The 17,057-nt window shown below is 65.3% G+C and carries 12 protein-coding genes; 2 read left to right on the plus strand and 10 right to left on the minus strand.

Annotated features, from left to right (window positions below; all coding sequences use genetic code 11):
- Positions 1-75: 75 nt before the first annotated feature.
- Together AACY13_RS18505 and AACY13_RS18510 are read right to left on the minus strand one after the other, a co-directional pair.
- Positions 76-3,318: a DUF1631 family protein gene (locus AACY13_RS18505; RefSeq protein ID WP_339463049.1), complete on the minus strand. Its 3,243-nt coding sequence runs from the start codon at positions 3,316-3,318 to the stop codon at positions 76-78.
- Between the two features lie 285 nt (positions 3,319-3,603).
- Positions 3,604-4,833: an acyl-CoA dehydrogenase gene (locus tag AACY13_RS18510; RefSeq protein WP_339463050.1), complete on the minus strand. Its 1,230-nt coding sequence runs from the start codon at positions 4,831-4,833 to the stop codon at positions 3,604-3,606.
- Positions 4,834-5,044: 211 nt separating this feature from the next.
- Between AACY13_RS18510 and AACY13_RS18515 the strand changes: the two genes are divergently transcribed.
- Together AACY13_RS18515 and AACY13_RS18520 are read left to right on the plus strand one after the other, a co-directional pair.
- Complete coding sequence (locus AACY13_RS18515; protein WP_339463051.1) at positions 5,045-5,977, plus strand: LysR family transcriptional regulator; 933 nt, start codon at positions 5,045-5,047, stop codon at positions 5,975-5,977.
- Positions 5,978-6,138: 161 nt separating this feature from the next.
- Positions 6,139-6,888: a substrate-binding periplasmic protein gene (locus AACY13_RS18520; protein WP_339463052.1), complete on the plus strand. Its 750-nt coding sequence runs from the start codon at positions 6,139-6,141 to the stop codon at positions 6,886-6,888.
- A gap of 54 nt (positions 6,889-6,942) precedes the next feature.
- Here the strand turns inward: AACY13_RS18520 and AACY13_RS18525 are convergent, their stop codons facing one another.
- From AACY13_RS18525 to AACY13_RS18560, 8 genes are all read right to left on the minus strand, one after another.
- Positions 6,943-7,962: a LacI family DNA-binding transcriptional regulator gene (locus AACY13_RS18525; protein ID WP_339463053.1), complete on the minus strand. Its 1,020-nt coding sequence runs from the start codon at positions 7,960-7,962 to the stop codon at positions 6,943-6,945.
- 123 nt (positions 7,963-8,085) lie between these two features.
- Positions 8,086-9,099 (minus strand): TRAP transporter substrate-binding protein, encoded by a 1,014-nt coding sequence (locus AACY13_RS18530; RefSeq protein ID WP_339463054.1) that lies wholly within the window; start codon positions 9,097-9,099, stop codon positions 8,086-8,088.
- A gap of 76 nt (positions 9,100-9,175) precedes the next feature.
- On the minus strand, positions 9,176-10,453 hold the full coding sequence (locus tag AACY13_RS18535) for a TRAP transporter large permease (protein ID WP_339463055.1): 1,278 nt from the start codon (positions 10,451-10,453) through the stop codon (positions 9,176-9,178).
- Between the two features lie 45 nt (positions 10,454-10,498).
- Positions 10,499-11,578, minus strand: coding sequence for a gluconokinase, GntK/IdnK-type (locus tag AACY13_RS18540; RefSeq protein ID WP_445262593.1), 1,080 nt, complete (start codon positions 11,576-11,578; stop codon positions 10,499-10,501).
- Between the two features lie 372 nt (positions 11,579-11,950).
- Positions 11,951-13,078 carry an acyl-CoA dehydrogenase family protein gene (locus AACY13_RS18545; RefSeq protein WP_339463057.1) on the minus strand — a complete coding sequence of 376 codons (1,128 nt, stop codon included), beginning with the start codon at positions 13,076-13,078 and terminating at the stop codon, positions 11,951-11,953.
- 42 nt (positions 13,079-13,120) lie between these two features.
- Positions 13,121-14,305: an acetyl-CoA C-acyltransferase gene (locus AACY13_RS18550; protein WP_445262594.1), complete on the minus strand. Its 1,185-nt coding sequence runs from the start codon at positions 14,303-14,305 to the stop codon at positions 13,121-13,123.
- 106 nt (positions 14,306-14,411) lie between these two features.
- The gene (locus tag AACY13_RS18555) at positions 14,412-15,179 is read right to left on the minus strand and encodes a 3-hydroxyacyl-CoA dehydrogenase (RefSeq protein ID WP_339463059.1); all 768 of its coding nucleotides are present in this window, start codon (positions 15,177-15,179) and stop codon (positions 14,412-14,414) included.
- A gap of 17 nt (positions 15,180-15,196) precedes the next feature.
- The gene (locus tag AACY13_RS18560; RefSeq protein WP_339463060.1) at positions 15,197-16,831 is read right to left on the minus strand and encodes an acyl-CoA synthetase; all 1,635 of its coding nucleotides are present in this window, start codon (positions 16,829-16,831) and stop codon (positions 15,197-15,199) included.
- Positions 16,832-17,057 lie beyond the last annotated feature (226 nt).

The following is a 17,057-nucleotide window of genomic DNA, read 5'->3' on the forward strand; positions in this document are numbered from 1 at the left end:
GCGATACCCCGCCGCTGGCCGGCCACGCCCGCTTCGTCGACACCTGGCGCTGCGCTACCAGGCCTCAAGGGGCTGCTAGCTGAGCCGGGAGAAGAACTCGTCCAGCGACAGCGGCATCTCGACCCCGTAACCCTGCACGAAATCGATGCCCATGGTGGCCAGACACTGGTGGATGCTGACCGTTTCAACGTATTCGGCGATGGTCTTGCGTCCCAGCACATGGGCAATCTCGTTGATCGACTTGACCATGGCATGGTCGCTCGGTGAGCGTTCAACTTCCTTGACGAAGCTGCCATCGATTTTCACGTAATCCACCGGCAGGCGTTTGAGGTACTCGTAGGAGGAAAAACCGGTGCCGAAATCGTCGATGGAAAAGGTGCAGCCGACACGCTGCAGGTAACGCACCAGGTCGGCGGTCTTGGTCAGGTTGGCCACTGCGGCGGTCTCGGTCAGTTCGAAGCAGATGCGCTGCGGCGGTATCGAATAATCCTCGAACAGCGACTCGATAAACCCGAGCAGCCTGTCGTCGTTCAGGCTGCTGCCGGACAGGTTGATCGACAGCCCGCTGCACTGACTCCAGATGGTTGGATGCTGGGCCAGCTCGCTGAACACCCGCTTGAGTACCCAGCGGTCGACCTTGGTCATGCGGTTATAGCGTTCGGCGGCGCTGATAAAGTCCAGCAGCATCAGCTCGTTTTCCATCACCAGCAGCACTTCGTAATGCGGCAAGTGTCCCTCGCCAGGCACGGTGGGGGCGATCTGCTGGACCCGCAGGCTGAGTTCGCCACGCTCGACTATATCGTCCACTCGCCCGGCAATGGCCATCAGCCCGGTGCGGGCACCGTCGATCTCGTCGCTGTAGACATGCACGCGGTTGCGCCCCGCCTCCTTGGCGGTATTGCAGGCCATCTGCAGGTCGCGGAACAGGTTGATGACATCGTGGCAGTCGCTCGTCAGGACGATTCCCAGGCTCATGGTCACGCTGTGCGAGTGGCCCTGCCATTCCAGCGGGTTGGCTTCGATGGCGGCGCGCAGAGCTTCGGCCTGCCGGCTGGCCTGGACGGCATCGGCCTGGGGCAGGACCACGGCAAAATCCACCCCGCCGATACGCGCCAGGGTAGCCCCCGGCGGTAGCTGGGCCGCCAGCAGGCTGGCGGTCTGCTTGAGATAGGTATCCCCGGCCAGGGGGCCGAAACTGGAGTTGAGCACGCTGAACAGATCGATATGGCCATAGATAAAGGCGCAAGGCTCTGGGCTGGCCAGGGCCTGCGCCACGCAGGCTTCGAAGCTGCGCCGATTGAGCAGGCCGGTCAATTCATCGTGGCTGCGCGCATAGGCGATATCGCGGTAGAGCGTGCCGACGATGTTCTCCAGATGGTCCTGGATCACCCCCTGGCCTTCCGGTGCCGAAGTGCCGATCCAGCCGGTGGCGAGCTGGTGCATCAGTTCATGGGAGGTGAAGCTGCCGGCTTCGCGGCCCTGGCTATCGACCAGGACATAGTGGTCGCTGTTCGGGTTGGCCCAGATCAACTGCAGGTGCTGGCCCTTCTGCGTCACCAGCCAGTCGCCTTCGCTGAGCTGCTGAACCCGCTCACGCCAGCGCTGTTGCGCCGGTTCGAGGTCGTGCAGGTCCTGGGCTTGTACTTGCGGCGGCTGCAGCTCGACCAGCTCGACCGCTTGTTCGCCCTGCAACTGCTGGTGCAGCTGCTTGAGCACCGGGGTGTGGCGATACTGCCCGGGCAGGAAGCTCTCCAGGCGTTTGCGCATCAGTTCCAGAACCGCGCCTGACTCGTAGGCACGTTCGACCGGCTCGCTGTCAGGGCCTGCACCGGCGGCCTCCACCTGTAGCCAGTGGTTCAATTGCCGGATCACCGCCAGGTCATCCAGCCACTCGGCGCTCTGTTCGCCGTGGCGGATCAGCTCGTGCACCAGCAGTTCGCGCCAGCCGCTATCCAGTAGATCGAGCAGTATCCGCGGGGCATGGCTGCCGAACAGCGCCAACAGCTCGCGGCCGACCTGCTGGCGGGCCTGCTCCAGGGCATCGCGACCGCGATTGTACTGGCGCACGCGATCGGCATTGTTGCTGTAGGCACGCTGCTGTATGGCCAGCAACTGCTCCAGCTCGTCATTGCAGCGGCTGAACACGCTGTTGTCGCCACGATAGTCCGCCACTATGTCGGCAATCAGCTGCTGTACGCGGTTTTCCAGCGCCAGGTTGGGCGGGTCGGAAAAATCACAGAGGCGGATCAGCTTGTCCAGGGTGGCCCGGACCGGGTGGGTGGTGTCGGCAAAGGCGGCGGGTTCGAGCATGGCAGCCTGGGCCACGGGCAACATCAGATGACGCAGCGCCGGTTTGATGTCCTGGGCGATCACCGACTCCTGCTCGATATGCTGGAACAGCTCGGCCACCACCCCGGCATCGTCGCTCTGCCGCGGCGACAATACGGCCCCGGCGGCATGCAGCTCCTGGACAAAGGCCTGAGCCGTCCAGCCCTGCTGAGGCGGCTCGAGGCGCTGCACCTGGCTCAACGCCTGCTGCAGCACCGCCGGTTCGACGGGCTGCACCGCGGCCGGACTCGAACCCGCGCCGGGGCCGGGGCCGGGGCCGGCATCCACCGCGCGCAACTGCTGGATCGCCTGATAGGACGCATCCGGTTTGCGCGCCGCCCGGGCGCGCTGCCGCTCCAGCGCCGGGTGCACCACCGGATCGATGCGCGGCTCGATCTGAAATTCGGCGAAAACCGTGTCCAGGTGTTTGAAATAGGCCTGCAGCACCACGCCCAGCTCTTTTGCCGCCGCGGCATAGAAGTGCTCGCGCACCACCGGCAGTTGCCCGCGCAGATTGAGCCGCGACTGCAGCACGCGGATCATGAATTCCAGCGACAGCGGGTTTTCGCGGTCTTTCGCGCTGGCACCGGTAACGGCGTTCAGGCGTGCGCAACTGCGCCACTCCATGACCCCCAGGGGTTCGCGCAGCTGGCGCACCAGGCGGCGCGCCTCGAGCATCTCCTCCACTTCCGCGTCATCGACCAACTGCCACTCGCTGCCCGTGGGCGTCACGGCCTCGGGGGTGGTGCCGCTAGGCAGTAGTTCGAGAATGGCCGCCACGGTCTGGGCGATGGTGCGTTCGCGCAGCGCGCTGCACAGGCGCAGGAAATCGTCGCAACCCTGGGCTTCGAAGTTGCTACGCGCCGACAGGCGCAGTTCATTCAGGGCCCGATTCGAGGCGTCGATCAGACCTTCCAGGCAAGGTGGTAAATGTGTACTGACAGCCTGATACAAGGCAGCGATAACGGCAGTACGCTGTTGCATCGACATCCCCCTACTTCCTGTAATGGCCCATTTCCACTCAGCAGCTGTGAAAACGTCGGCCCGTCCCGGGGTCACCTCCAAGCATTTACGTAGTGCAGCAAGCATTTGGAAGTGGCCGCAACAGGCGAGATTTTGCACAGCCTCTCAGCACTATAGACCGCCACAGGCACTTGCACAGGCCTGGAATAGCGCCGCCAAGAGATCCGCCGACGGCTGGCGTTTGCCCCAAACACAAACGCCAAGGCCCGAATCCGCGGGCCTTGGCGTTCTTTGCAGCCGGGGTTTAACCGATCAGCGGCTGGCTTTCATCATGTCGCGGGACATGTACTTACCGATCTCGAACTTGCCGATGGCCGCGCGGTGCACTTCGTCCGGGCCGTCGGCCAGGCGCAGGGTGCGCTGCATGGCGTACCAGTAGGCCAGCGGGAAGTCGTTGGAAACCCCTGCCCCACCGTGGATCTGGATCGCCCGGTCGATCACCTTGAGCGCGACGTTGGGTGCGACCACCTTGATCTGGGCGATTTCGCTGGCGGCGATCTTGTTGCCCACGGTGTCCATCATATAGGCGGCGTTCAACGTCAGCAGACGGGCCATATTGATTTCCATGCGCGAGTCGGCGATGTGGTCGATATTGCCGCCCAGGCGGGCCAGCGGCTTGCCGAACGCGGTGCGCTCGATCGAACGCTGGCACATCAGCTTCAGCGCACGCTCGGCCATGCCGATGGAGCGCATGCAGTGGTGAATGCGGCCCGGGCCGAGGCGGCCCTGGGCGATCTCGAAGCCACGACCCTCGCCCAGCAACACGTTCTCGTAGGGCACGCGCACGTTTTCGAACAGCACTTCGGCGTGGCCATGGGGCGCATCGTCGTAGCCAAATACCGGCAGCGGGCGCAGCACTTTGACGCCCGGCGCGTCCATCGGCACCAGGATCATCGAGTGCTGCTGGTGGCGCGGGCCGTCCGGGTTCGTCAGGCCCATAAAGATCATGATCTTGCAGCGCGGATCGCAGGCGCCGGAGGTCCACCACTTGCGGCCGTTGATCACCCACTCGTCGCCCTGGCGCACGGCGCTGGCCTGCATATTGGTGGCATCCGAAGAAGCCACGCCCGGCTCGGTCATGGCGAACGCGGAACGAATGGTGCCGTCCAGCAACGGTTTGAGCCACTGCTCTTTCTGCGCGTCGTTGGCGTAGCGCACCAGCACTTCCATATTGCCGGTGTCCGGCGCGGCGCAGTTGAACGGCTCCGGGCCGATCAGGGAACTGCCCATGATTTCGGCGAGCGGTGCATATTCGGTGTTGGTCAGGCCAGCACCCAGCTCGGATTCCGGCAGAAACAGATTCCATAGACCTTCGGCCTTGGCCTTGGCTTTCAGCTCTTCCATGATCGCGGTGGGCTGCCAGCGGTCGCCCTCATTGACCTGCTGCTCGAACACGGCCTCGGCTGGATAGACATGGGTCTCCATAAACGCGGTGACGCGCTCACGCAGTTGCTGAACCTTGGGGGAGTAGGCGAAATCCATGGGCGGCTACCTTCTGACGCTGAGTGTGAATGACTGATTCGGTGAGGTGAAAATGATGCTAGATCAGGGCACAGGATTTATCTAACCTATTCTCACCGTGTATAAACATTCATCACCGATATATGATCCATGCGGGTCTGTTGCCGTTTCGTCGCAAACGAACGAAGCGGTGACAGCTCCTAATACCGACAACCCTCGGAGTGAGCGCGTAATGAATCTGAACAAGGTCGACCTGAACCTCTTCGTGGTCTTCGATGCCATCTACACCGAGGCCAATCTGACCCGCGCCGGGCAGATCGTCGGCATTACCCAGCCGGCGGTGTCCAACGCCCTGGCGCGACTGCGCGAGACCTTCAACGACCCGCTGTTCGTGCGCACCGCCCAGGGCATGGTGCCAACGCCCATGGCGCAGAACATCATCGGCCCGGTGCGCAGCGCCCTGCAGCAGCTGCGCATTTCGGTGCAGGAAAGCCGCATCTTCAATCCGGCCCAGGCCAACAAGACTTACCGCATCAGCATGACCGACCTCACCGAGGCGGTGGTGCTGCCTTCGCTGTTCCAGCGCCTGCGGCGCATGGCCCCCAACGTCAGTATCGAAAGCATGCTGGCGCGCCGGCGCGAAACCACCAAGGAACTGGCCGCCGGGCGCCTGGACTTTGCCGTGGACGCGCCGCTCAACACCGACCCCCAGGTGCGCCACGTCAAGTTGATGGAAGACCGCTACGTCTGTGCCATGCGCAAGGGCCACCCGCTGGCCAAGGACAAGATCAGCCTGGACGAGTACATGGGCCTGACCCATATCCATATCTCCAGCCGCCGCAGTGGCCTGGGCCATGTCGACTTGGCCCTGGGCCGTATGGGTATTCAGCGCAAGATCGCCCTGCGCTCCCAGCACTACCTGATGGCCACCACGGTGTTGCAGAACACCGATATGGTCATGACCGTGCCCGAGCGCTTCGCCCGACGCAACGACCTGCACCATGTAGAGCTGCCGCTCAAGGACATGGCCCCGCTGGAGACCCACCTGTACTGGCACGAAAGCACCGACCAGGACCCCGCCAACCGCTGGATGCGCGAGCAGATCATCGAAATCTGCCAGCACGTGACGGCCCAGGAAAAGAAGCTCGACAAACCCGCGCCCTAGTACGCGAAGCCGGGGCAGGCCCCGGCGGATGCTCACGGAATCAGCAGATTTCGCGCTTTATTCCTCATTTCCGCGATGGCCTCCACACGGCCGGCTGGGCAAGTGCTTCGGCCTGGCTTATGGTTCGGCCATAAAAGCCATCCCGGTGTAAGGAATGCTGCATGCGCTGTCTGCTCCTGGCTTGTGTGCTGTTGTGCAACGCTGCCTTGGCCGACGAGATTCTGATTGTCGGCAACAATTACTCGATCCCCAAGATCTACGCCGAAGGCCATCAGCCCCAGGGCATGCTGGTGGATATTCTGCGCTACGTCGATGCGGCCATGCCCGGGCACCGGCTCACCCTGCACCTCTACCCCTGGGCGCGCGCTTACAGGATGGCCGAGCGCGGCCGGGCCGGCATCATCGGCCTGAGCTGGACCACGGAGCGCCAGCAACTCTTCGACTACTCCGAGCCGCTGTTCTACGACGAGGTGGTGGTCGTGGTGCGCCATGGCGACAGCCTGGTCTTCGAGCGCATCGAGGATCTCGAGGGCCGGCGCATCGGCCTGGGTGCCGGCGGCAGCTTCGGCGATGAGTTCGAGCAGGCGCGCAGGCAAGGCGTGTTCCAGGTCGATGAGGACAATGGCCCGGTCTCGCGGCTGAAGAAGCTCCTGGCCAACCGCATCGACGTGGCCCTGATCAATCCTGGCACCGCCGGCTTGCGCCGGGCCATCGCCCTGGACCCGGAACTGTCGCGGCGCGCCGCGGAATTCCAGGTGCTGGCGCAGCCGCTCAAGCGCGACGCCAACTACCTGGGCTTCCACAAGCGCCTGGAAATGGTCGGCTTTCTCGCCGAGTTCAACCAGCACATCCGCCGCGGTTACGCCAATGGCGACATTCCGCGTCTGCTGGCCCGCTACCAGCTGCCGTAGGCTGCGCCGAGCGCATCAGGCGGCCTTGAGGACAGCAGCGTCGAATGCTGGCGTTCAGGCGCTGTCGCGCAGCACCAGTTCGAAGCCCACATCGATGCAGTGCTGCGCCGGTTGCTCACCACGCATCAGGGTCAACAGCATCTCGCCCGCCAACTGGCCGATCTGCCCACGGGTGGTGCGTACCGTGGTCAGCGCCGGGTGTACCCAGGCGGCGGCCGGCAGGTCGTTGAAACCGGCGATGGCCAGGCGTTGCGGCACCGCCAGGTCGAGCTGGCGGGCGCGGAACAGCGCCCCCAGGGCCAGGTCATCGTTGTTGAAGAACACCGCATCGATCTGTGGCTGCTGAGCCAACAGCCGATCCAGCAGGCTCGCGCCCAGGCCGATGGAGGACAGTTCCGGAGTCAGCAGCTCCAGGCTCGGGTCGTAGCGGCCGTGGGCCCGCATGCATTGCCGATAGCCCTCGGCCCGTTGCAGGGTGCGCGGGTCGAGTTGGGCGGCGGCGAAGGCGATATGCCGGTAGCCACGGGCAATCAACGCCTCGGCCATGGCCGCGCCGGCCTCCAGCTGCGAGAAGCCGACGCAGTACTCGTCCTCGGCATCGCTCAGCTCCATCATGGTGACGATGGGGCCGCGGCAACCGCCGAGAATCTCCCGCGCCGTGTCGCTGCGCTCGAAACCGGTGAGCAGCAAGCCGGCGGGCTGGTGCGCCAGGTAGGAGCGCAGCAGGCGTTCGTCTTCCTCGGGACGGTAATGGCTGACCCCGATCATCATCTCGAAACCGGCGGGCATCAGCACCCGCTGGATCGCCTCGACGGTGTCGACGAACACCGAGTTGGACAGTGACGGGATCAGCACCGCCACCAGATTCGACTTCGAGCTGGCCAGGGCCCGCGCCGCCGGATTGGCCACATAGCCCAGCGCCTTGGCCGCCAGCATGACCTGCGCGCGCAAGGCATCGGAAACCCGCTCCGGTTGCGACAGGGCGCGCGAGGCGGACATCAGCGAACAGCCGGCAGCCTTGGCCACATCGGACAGGGTGACGCGTTCGGCGGAGCGACGACGACGTTGGCTCATGGGCAGTTCCCTGGAAAAGGCAGGCGATTCTAACAGCGGCTAGCCGTTGTAGGGTGTGCGGCCCCGCCTAGGCCGCGCGCACCAGGCAGAATGCCCGGCACGCGCAGCCCTGCGGACCGTCGATCAGTTGGCGACCTTGGCCAGCTCGGCCTGCACCTGGTCGAACAGCGGCTGGCCGACGGTATCGATCACCTGCTGGATCGCCGGCTGGGCCCGTTCACGCATGCGCTGCACTTCCTCGGCGCTGATCTGGTTGACCTGCATGCCGTTGGCCTCGAGCTGAGCCAGGGCCTTGGCCGCCTCGGCTCGGGTGTCCTGGCGTTCGAAGTCGCGGGCCTTCTTCGCTGCTTCCAGGATGATGCCCTGCTCGGTCGCCGACAGACCGTCCCACCAGCGCTTGGAGGCGGTGACGATCCACGGGCTGTAGACGTGGTTGGTCACGGTCAGGTACTTCTGCACCTCGTAGAACTTCGAGGAGAGAATGGTGTTGAAGGGGTTTTCCTGGCCATCCACCGCCTTGGTCTCCAGGGCGGTGAACAGCTCGGAGAATGGCAGCGGCACGGCGTTGGCCCCCATCAGCTTGAAGGTTTCGAGGAACACCGGGTTGGGCATCACCCGCAGCTTGATCCCGGAGAAGTCCTCCAGCTTGCTGATCGGCCGGGCATTGTTGGTCATGTTGCGAAAGCCGTTTTCCCAGTAGACCAGGCCGACCAGGCCCTTCTCTTCCAGCTTGTCCATCACCTGACGACCGACCGGACCGTCCAGCACCGCATCGGCCTGCTGCTCGTTGCTGAACAGGAACGGCGTGTCCCACACCGCCATCTCCTTGGTGATACCGACCAGGGTGGCGGTGGAGCCAACCATCATCTCCTGGGCACCGCCCATCAAGGCGCTCTGCATCTGGTCATCCGAGCCCAGGCTGGCGGCGGCGAAGGTGCGCATTTTCAGTTTGCCCTCGGAGGCCTTGGCCACCTCTTCGGCGAACAGCTTGGCGGCGCGCCCCTGGTTGCTGCTTTCGTTGAGGCCATAGCCGAAACGAATCATCCGCGAGCGGACTTCGTCAGCCTGGGCCGTTACGGCGGCAATCGGGCTGAACAGCATGGCCGTAGCCAGGAGGGTAAGCAGTGGACGTTTCATCGGTGAGTACCTTTTATTGTTGTCAGCAGTACGACAAGGATGCCCGGCACGCAGCACCGGGCGGTGAAAGGCCGGGTCAGCGCAGCCAGGCCAGCGGCACCGTGATAATCGCCGGGAAGGCGATCAGCAGCGCGACGATGCCCAGGTAGATCAGGAAGAACGGCATCACCCCGCGCACCAGGATTTCCATGCGCAAGCGGCCGATGCCGCCGACCACATTAAGCACGGTGCCCACCGGCGGAGTAATCAGGCCGATGGAGCCGATCAGCACGAACATCACGCCGAAATACACCGGATCGATGCCGGCCTTGATCGCGATCGGGGCCAGCACCGGGGCGAGGATCAGGATGGTCGGGGTCAGGTCGAGAACCATGCCCACCGCGATCATCAGCAACATGATCGCAATCATCAGCAGATAGGGGTGGTCGAGCAGCGGCCCGAGCATCATGCCGATCTCATCGGGCAGCTGGGCCAGGGTCACCATATAGGCCGACACCGTGGCTGCCGCGCAGAGGAACATCACCGAAGCGGTGGTGCGACTGGCGCGGGTCAGGGTCTCGTTCAGGGCCGCCCAGCTCAGCTCGCGATACAGCAGCGTGGACACCGCCAGGGCATACACGGCCGCCACCACCGCCGCTTCGGTCGGGGTGAAGATGCCGAAGCGCAGGCCACCGACGATAATCACCGGCAGCATCAGGGCGGCCACGCCGTCGACCAGCACCGCGCGGCGCTCGGCCTTGCTCGCCTTCGGCGGCGTCGGCTCGGTAAAGCCGCGGGCGATCAGGGTCCAGGCGAAGATCAGGCCCACGCCCATGATCAGACCGGGAACCAGCCCGGCCATAAACAGCTGGCTGATCGAGGTATTGGTCACCACGCCGTAGATCACGAAGGGCATCGACGGCGGAATGATCGGCGCGATGATGCCGCCGGCCGCCACCAGGCCGGCCGAGGCATGCAGCGGATAACCGCGCTGGCGCATCATCGGCAGCAACAGGGTGGCCAGCGCCGCGGTATCGGCCAGGGCCGAACCGGACATGCTCGCCAGCAGCACCGCCGCGGCGATCGCCACATAACCGAGGCCGCCGCGCAGGTGGCCGAAATAGGCCTGGGCCATGGCGATAATGCGCCGGGAAATGCCCCCGGCGTTCATCAGCTCACCGGCCAGGATAAAGAACGGCACGGCCAGCAGCGGAAAGCTGTCGGCACCGGCGAGCAGGTTCTGCGCCAGCAATTGCACATCCCAGAATTCCAGGTACCACATCAGCACCGCGCCGGTGAGAATCAGGGCGAAGGCGATGGGCATGCCGAACGACATGAAACCCAGCAGTGAAGCAAGGAAGACAGCGACGGTCATCAGCGGGTCCTCGGTGGGCGGTGCCCGATTTTTATTAGAGAAGGCTCAGTCGGCCGTGATATTGGCGTTGGCAACCGGCAGCGGCTCGGGCCGTCGCCAGACGTTGACCAGCTGCAGCAGTGCCAACAGGGCCAGAACTCCCATGCAGGCCAGCACCGGGAACATGCCCAGCACCACGGGATAGCCGACCACCGTGCTGTGGTTGCCCCAGCCGTATTGCACCTGCTGCCAGGCCCCCAGGGCCGCCAGCAGGCTGGCCCCGGCGACCAGCAACCAGCTGGCGGAATCGACCAGGCGACGGGCCGCCTGCGGGAAACGATCGCGGATCATGTTGAAGCGCATCAGCTCGCCACGGCGCATGCTCGAGGCCACGCCGACGAACACCAGCCAGACGAACGCCAGGCGCGACAGCTCTTCGGCCCCGGCCCAGCCGGTGCCGAAGGCATAGCGCAGCACCACGTTGGCGAAGACCGCAGCGACCATAAAGGCCATCAGCGCGGCCATCAGGCCATCGGTCAGGCGGTCGAACAGCCGCGCCAGCCAGCCGCCGTAGATAGGCTCGCCGCTCAGTTCCGGCGCATGGTTAGCGCTATCAAATTCAGTCACAGAAAGTGCCGTCTGCGCGCCGATAGCCGCAGCCGACAGGTCACGGCGCAGCCAGGCGCAGACCTCGGCCACCACCGCTTCACGGCTCTGCACGGCGCTGACAGTGCACACATGGGGTTCGTCGCGGGGGTCTTCGAGGGTGGCGAACTGGCTGTCGACCAGTGAGGTCGGCATAAAGTGGCCCGGCCGGGCCCCCACCCGCAGCAAGGCGGTGGCGTGATCGATCGCCAGATGGGCGAACTGCAAACCCGGCACCGCCTGGCGCAACTGGTCACGATAGCTGCGCTTGAGCGCCGAACAGGCCAGCACGAAGCCCTGCCCTGCGGCCTGCGCGGCCTGCATCTCGACAATCAGCGCATCCAGCCAGTGAACCCGGTCGTCGTCGCTCAGGGCAATGCCGGCGCGCATGCGTTCGACGTTTTCGCGGGGGTGAAACAGGTCGGCCTCGATATGCCGCCAACCGAGTTCGGCGGCGATGGCCTGGCTGATGTCGCTCTTGCCCGAACCACTGACCCCCATCACCACCAGGGTGCGGTCAGCCGGTGCAGGGCCATTGGCAGAAAGGCTTGTACTCATGAAATCTCCGAAGCACCTTCGCGGGGTGCCGTTTTTGTTTTGCCGGATGGTAGCGCTAACAAAAGTGTCCGACAAGCAGGAATTTTCTGCTGAAGATAAGAACTGACGAAGGGTTACTGTGCGGGGATTGCCGCGCGCGCCGGCCATCACATCCGGATAAACACGCTGCCCCCTCAGGCCTGCGACATTGTAGGAGCGGGCCATGCCCGCGATCCACGGCGGCCATAAGTCCTTGCAGCGCCAGGACGAGAATGACGTTTCACCGGGTGTACGCACCGGTCATACCCCGGTGCGCGCGGTGCCCCCTACTTCGCTCTAAAGATTGCGCGCGATCACCATGCGCTGCACATCGCTGGTGCCTTCGTAGATCTGGCACACACGCACATCGCGATAGATGCGTTCCAGCGGAAAGTCCTTGAGGTAGCCGTAGCCGCCCAAGGTCTGCAGCGCCGCCGAACAGACCCGCTCGGCCATCTCCGAGGCGAACAGCTTGGCCATCGAGGCCTCGCTCAGGCAGGCCATGCCGGCCTCGCGCAGGCTGGCGGCGTGATGGACCATCTGCCGTGCCACGGCGATCTGGGTGGCCATGTCGGCCAGGCGGAAGGCCACCGCCTGGTGCTCGATGATCGGCTTACCGAAGGTCACCCGCTCGTGGGCGTAGTCGCGCGCCGCCTCGAACGCGGCGCGGGCCATGCCCACCGCCTGGGCGGCGATGCCGATGCGGCCGCCCTCCAGATTGCCCAGGGCGATGCGGTAGCCCTCACCCTCCTCGCCCAGGCGCAGGCTGGCCGGGATACGCAATTCGTCGAGCTGGATCTGGCAGGTATCGGAGGCGTGCTGGCCGAGCTTGTCCTCGATGCGCACCACCGAATAGCCGGGCGTGTCGGTCGGCACGATAAAGGCACTGATGCCCTTCTTGCCGGCTTGCGGATCGGTGACGGCGAAAACGATCACCATCCCAGCGTGGCTGGCGGAGGTGATGAACTGTTTGCTGCCGTTGAGCACATAGTGCTCGCCATCGCGCCGGGCCCGGGTGCGCAGGTCGCTGGCATCGGAGCCGGCCTGCGGTTCGGTGAGGGCGAAGGCCCCGAGCATCCGCCCTTCGGCCAGGGGTTTGAGGAACTGCTGCTTCTGCGCCTCACTGCCGTACTTGAGAATCGGCATGCAGCCCACCGAGTTGTGCACGCTCATGATGGTCGAACAGGCCCCGTCGCCGGCGGCGATTTCCTCCAGGGCCATGGCATAGGCCAGGTGGCCGGTCTGCGCGCCGCCCCATTGCTCCGGTACCAGCATGCCCATAAAGCCCAGCGCGCCCATCTCGGCGATGGCATCGCTGGGGAAACGGTGCTCGCGGTCCCACTCGGCGGCGTTTGGCTTGAGCCGCTCCTGGGCGAACTGGCGGGCCATGTCGCGGATCTGCACATCTAGTTCTGAAGGGATCATCTTCGCTCTCTCGCACACAGTCTGATGGGGTCTTGCACGGCGTTACAGGCGCTCGATGGCCACGGCGGTGGCCTCGCCGCCGCCAATGCACAAGGACGCCACGCCGCGCTTGAGGTCGTACTGCTGCAAGGCGCTGAGCAGGGTCACCAGCACCCGCGCGCCGGACGCGCCGATCGGGTGGCCCAGAGCACAGGCGCCGCCGTGCACATTGAGCTTGTCGTGGGGAATATCCAGGTCGCGCATGGCCGCCATCGGCACCACGGCAAACGCCTCGTTGACCTCGAACAGCTCGACCTCGCCCAGGGTCCAGCCCGTGCGCTGCATCAGGCCCTGCAGCGCACCCACCGGCGCGGTGGCGAACAGGTTGGGCGCATGGGCGAAACTGGCGTGGCCACGGATCGCCGCCAATGGCGTCAGACCGCGCCGCTCGGCCTCGGACAGACGCATCAACAGCAACGCCGCGGCACCGTCGGAAATCGAGCTGGCATTGGCCGCGGTCACCGTCCCGCCTTCGCGGAAAGCCGGCTTGAGGGTCGGGATCTTCTCGACACGTGCCTTGGGCGGCTGTTCGTCGCTGTCGATGCTGCGCAGCTCGCGGCCAACCATGGCTTGCACCGCGGTGATTTCCGCGGCAAAACGGCCTTCGGCCATGGCGCGCTTGGCGCGGTTCAGGGAGTCGATGGCAAAGGCATCCTGCTGCTCGCGGCTAAAGCCATAGGCCTGAGCGCACTCCTCGGCGAAGCTGCCCATCAGTCGGCCCTTGTCGTAGGCATCCTCCAGGCCATCGAGAAACATATGGTCGAGCACCCGGCCATGGCCCATGCGATAGCCGCTGCGCGCCCGCTCCAGCAGGTAGGGCGCGTTGGACATGCTTTCCATGCCGCCAGCGATCACCACCTCGGCACTGCCGGCCAGCAGCAGGTCATGAGCCAGCATCGTCGCCTTCATGCCCGAACCGCACATCTTGTTGATCGTCGAACACACTGTGGCCTGGGCCAACCCCGCACCCAGGGCCGCCTGGCGTGCCGGTGCCTGGCCCTGGCCGGCCTGCAGCACGCAGCCCATCAGCACTTCATCCACGGCATCGGCAGCCAGGCCGGCGCGCGCAAGGGTCGCGCGGATCGCCGCCGCGCCCAGCTCGGCGGCCGTGGCCGCCTTGAAGTCGCCAAGGAACGCGCCCATCGGCGTACGCGCGGCGCTGACGATTACCACCGGATCTGACTTCATATTCATCTCGCTACTCCTCATAACACTGTCCATGGGCCCGGAGACAATCCGGGGAAATACGCTGCCCTGGTCTGCCGGACCTGATCCGGCTAGACATTGGACCCTTTTATTTCGCCGCCATACGCAACGCGCCATCCAGGCGGATCACCTCGCCGTTGAGCATCGGGTTCTCGACGATATGCCGCATCAGCGCGGCGTATTCCTCGGGGCGGCCCAGACGCGGCGGGAACGGCACGCCTGCCGCCAGCGAATCGCGCACCTCCTGCGGCATGCCGGCCATCATCGGCGTCTCGAAGATGCCCGGGGCGATACACATCACACGGATGCCGGAGCGCGCCAGTTCACGCGCCGCCGGCAGGGTCATGGCGGCCACCCCGCCCTTGGAGGCGGCATAGGCGGCCTGGCCGATCTGCCCGTCAAAGGCCGCCACCGAGGCAGTATTGACGATCACCCCGCGCTCGCGCTCGGCATTCGGGGCATTCAGGGCCATGGCCTCGGCGGCCAGGCGCAGCAGGTTGAAGCTGCCGATCAGATTGATTTCGATAGTGCGGCGGAAGCTGTCCAGGCCGTGCACGCCATTGCGTCCAAGTACCTTCTCGGCCGGAGCGATACCGGCGCAATTGACCAGCCCGTGCAGGCCGCCAAAGACGTCCAGGGCCATGGCCACGGCTGCGCGACCGTCGTCCTCACGGGTGATATCGGCCTGGATAAAACGGGCGTTCGCGCCCAGGGCATCGGCCGCCGCACGGCCGGCCTCGGCATTGATATCCAGCAGTACGACCCTACCGCCCTGACCGACCAGCTCGCGGGCACTGGCCAGGCCCAGGCCGGAGCCGGCACCGGTTACCAGGAAGACGCAATCGGCAATATGCATTTGTGCTTTCTCCTCGATCAGTGGGCCGCGGCCGCCTGGGCCTTGGCGATTTCCTGGTTGCGCAGCAGAAAGCGCTGGATCTTGCCGCTGGGGGTCTTGGGCAACTCGGCGACGAATTCCACTTCGCGCGGGTAGGCATGCGCCGACAGACGCTTGCGCACGTGCTGCTGCAGGGTCTCGGCCAGCTCGGCACTGGCCGCCTGGTTCGCGTGCAGCACGACGAAGGCCTTGACCAGCTCGGTGCGTTCCGGATCGGGCTTGCCGATCACCGCCGCCTCGATCACCGCCGGATGCTCGATCAGTGCGCTCTCCACGTCGAAGGGGCCGACCCGGTAGCCGCTGGTGGTGATCACGTCATCGGCACGACCGACGAAGCTGATGCTGTCGTCGTCGTTCAGCTCGACGGTATCGCCGCTCAGGTAGTAATCGCCGACGAAGGCCTTGGTGTTCATGCCCAGGTAGCCGGGAAACCAGAACAGCGGCGAGCGCCGCCGATCCACCGCCAGCACGCCGGGTTGGCCGGGCGGCAGCTCGCCACCCTGCTCGTCCAGCACCACCACGCGGTGGCCGGGCACGGCATAGCCGGCGGCCCCGAGGCGTACCGGGTGCTGCAAGGCATGGTGGTTGCACAGCACCATGCCCAGCTCGGTCTGGCCGTAGTGGTCGTGAATAGTGCAGTCCAGGTCCTCGGCAAACCAGCGGATCACCTCCGGGGTCAGCGGCTCGCCGGCGCTGCTCACCGCGCGCAGCTGGCCCTTGAGCTGGGCCTGCACCTCGTCCCTGGCGGCCAGCAGCAGGCGATAGGCGGTGGGCGAGCCGGCCAGGTTGCGGATGCCGTACTTGCGGATTACCCGGCAGGTGCTCTCGACGCTGAAAGCCCCTTCGTAGAAGGTGGTGGCATGGCCCATGGCCAGCGGCCCGGTCACCGCGTAGTAGAGGCCGTAGGCCCAGCCCGGGTCGGCCAGATTCCAGAAGGCCTCGTCCTCGCGCAGGTCCACCGCGTCGCGCAGGTAGCCGACGAAGGCGGCGATGGCCTTGAGCGGCACCGGCACCGGTTTGGCCAGGCCGGTGGTACCGGAGGTAAACATCATCAGGAAGGCATCCTCTGCACTGCGCAGCACCGGCTCGAAGCTGTCGGGCTGGGCTTCCAGCTCGGTCCAGAAATCCGCCTCGCCGCCAGTGGCGTTCAGCGTCAGCAGCGGCGGCGCGTCAACCACTTCGTCCAGCTTGGCCCGGTTGGCGGCGTCCACCACCACCAGGCGGGTGCCGGCGCTGGCCACGCGGTGTTCGATGGCCTTGGGGCCGAAGGCGGTGAACAGCGGCTGGTAGACCGCGCCCAGACGCCAGGTGCCGAGAATGGTGATCAGCAACTCGGGGGTGCGCGGCAGCATGCCGGCCACGCAGTCGCCTGGACGTACACCACGGCTGTGCAGGACGTTGGCGAAGCGCGCCGCGGCCTGCTGCAACTGGGCGAAGGTCCAGACCGCGCTGTTACCCTCGCGCCCTTCCCAGTAAAGGGCAATGCGCCCATCGGCGGCGTGGCGGTCGCAGCATTCGATGCAGGCGTTAAGGGCATCGGCTCGCCCGCACAGGGTGCCGGCCAACGCCTGATCGAGGTCGAAGCTCTGGGCAGCGGTGAGGTAATCGCGCATATCGGTCTCCCGGCTTGTTCTTGTGTGGAGTGCCGGGAATAGTCGCGCCGGCTAGCGCAGCCGGCAATGTCGAAAGCCGTCGATCGATCCGAGCGTTTTGGACAGCGCCGCTCAGAACCTGTTAACGATCTCGCGAGCTAGAGCGCTACAAGGCGCTACGTGAGTAACAGCCTCCGGCTGGTCAAAACAGGCGAGGAACGGTCGGAGTCGCGTACGACTTTACGGA

This window comes from Pseudomonas sp. EA_105y_Pfl2_R69 (genome assembly GCF_963970915.1).
Lineage (GTDB): Bacteria > Pseudomonadota > Gammaproteobacteria > Pseudomonadales > Pseudomonadaceae > Aquipseudomonas.

Excerpts from the sequence above, each read along its gene's own strand:
- AACY13_RS18505 (WP_339463049.1), bottom strand. The coding sequence starts at position 3,318 with ATGTCGATGCAACAGCGTACTGCCGTTATCGCTGCCTTGTATCAGGCT.
- AACY13_RS18510 (WP_339463050.1), bottom strand. The coding sequence starts at position 4,833 with ATGGATTTCGCCTACTCCCCCAAGGTTCAGCAACTGCGTGAGCGCGTC.
- AACY13_RS18515 (WP_339463051.1), top strand. The coding sequence starts at position 5,045 with ATGAATCTGAACAAGGTCGACCTGAACCTCTTCGTGGTCTTCGATGCC.
- AACY13_RS18520 (WP_339463052.1), top strand. The coding sequence starts at position 6,139 with ATGCGCTGTCTGCTCCTGGCTTGTGTGCTGTTGTGCAACGCTGCCTTG.
- AACY13_RS18525 (WP_339463053.1), bottom strand. The coding sequence starts at position 7,962 with ATGAGCCAACGTCGTCGTCGCTCCGCCGAACGCGTCACCCTGTCCGAT.
- AACY13_RS18530 (WP_339463054.1), bottom strand. The coding sequence starts at position 9,099 with ATGAAACGTCCACTGCTTACCCTCCTGGCTACGGCCATGCTGTTCAGC.
- AACY13_RS18535 (WP_339463055.1), bottom strand. The coding sequence starts at position 10,453 with ATGACCGTCGCTGTCTTCCTTGCTTCACTGCTGGGTTTCATGTCGTTC.
- AACY13_RS18540 (WP_445262593.1), bottom strand. The coding sequence starts at position 11,578 with ATGGGGGTCAGTGGTTCGGGCAAGAGCGACATCAGCCAGGCCATCGCC.
- AACY13_RS18545 (WP_339463057.1), bottom strand. The coding sequence starts at position 13,078 with ATGATCCCTTCAGAACTAGATGTGCAGATCCGCGACATGGCCCGCCAG.
- AACY13_RS18550 (WP_445262594.1), bottom strand. The coding sequence starts at position 14,305 with ATGAAGTCAGATCCGGTGGTAATCGTCAGCGCCGCGCGTACGCCGATG.
- AACY13_RS18555 (WP_339463059.1), bottom strand. The coding sequence starts at position 15,179 with ATGCATATTGCCGATTGCGTCTTCCTGGTAACCGGTGCCGGCTCCGGC.
- AACY13_RS18560 (WP_339463060.1), bottom strand. The coding sequence starts at position 16,831 with ATGCGCGATTACCTCACCGCTGCCCAGAGCTTCGACCTCGATCAGGCG.